The 1,050-nt window shown below is 60.5% G+C and carries 1 protein-coding gene; it reads left to right on the top strand.

The genetic code is table 11. The annotated features are described in order from the left end of the window. Positions 1-89: 89 nt before the first annotated feature. Positions 90-1,050 (top strand): IS630 family transposase gene (locus ABID59_RS37350; RefSeq protein ID WP_246230578.1). Its coding sequence is split into 2 segments (ribosomal slippage), with 962 coding nucleotides annotated over them: positions 90-426 and positions 426-1,050; the frame shifts between segments, so codons are not numbered across the junction. This gene is flagged as partial in the annotation.

The raw sequence follows: 1,050 nt of genomic DNA on the forward strand, positions 1-1,050 counted from the left end.
GCGTTAGCCCATCTGACTGAATCGTTGGGGATTCACAAATCAGCGTTTTGGTGATTCAAGCTACCCGCCGGGACGGGAGGCCGGCGGGCATGGCGAAGCCGCTGTCGATGGACCTTCGGGAACGAGTGCTTGCCACCATTGCTGGCGGCGTATCCGGCCGGCAGGCTGCCGAGCGGTTTGGAGTAAGTGCGGCGAGCGTCAGCCGATGGCGGATGCGCGAGCGAGAGCAAGGGGATGCCCAGCCAAGAGCTCAGGGCGGTGATCGCAAATCCCACCGGATCGATGCCCATCAGGCGAGGATCATGGCCTTGCTCAAGGCAACCCCTGACATCACCATCGAGGAATTGCGTGACAGCCTGAGCAAGGAAGGTCTTTGCTTTGGCTATGGGACGATCCGGCGCTTCTTCGAGCGCCACAACATCACGCGCAAAAAAAGACAGCCCATGCCACCGAGCAGGATCGCCCGGATGTCTTGACGCGGCGCGAAGCCTGGCGCGAGAGCCAAGGCAAGCTCGATCGTGACCGGCTCGTCTTCATTGATGAGACCTGGGCGTCGACCAACATGGCGCGAACACATGGCCGCTGCCAGCGCGGCGAACGTCTGCGAGCCGCCGTTCCGCACGGCCACTGGAAAACAACAACCTGCGTGGCCGCTTTAACCACGCGCGGTATCATCGCGCCCTGGGTGCTCGATGGCCCTATCAACCGTGATGCCTTCGAGACCTACGTGGAAAAGGTGCTCATCCCCGAACTTCCGCAAGACGCGATTGTCATCATGGACAACCTCTCCAGCCATAAAGGGCCGCGCATACGCCAGATGATCGAAGCCGCCGGCGCAACGCTCCTCTATCTTCCGCCCTACAGCCCCGACCTCAACCCGATCGAGAATGCATTCGCCAAGCTCAAAGCAAATTTGCGAAAGGCAGCCGAACGTACGGTCAATGGTCTCTGGGACGCTATTGGTCGCATCGTCGACACCTACACGCCCGCAGAATCCACAAACTACTTCGTGGCCGCAGGGTACTTGCAACCTGATCGGCTAACGCTCTA

The organism is Bradyrhizobium sp. S3.3.6, from assembly GCF_040546905.1.
GTDB lineage: Bacteria > Pseudomonadota > Alphaproteobacteria > Rhizobiales > Xanthobacteraceae > Bradyrhizobium > Bradyrhizobium cytisi.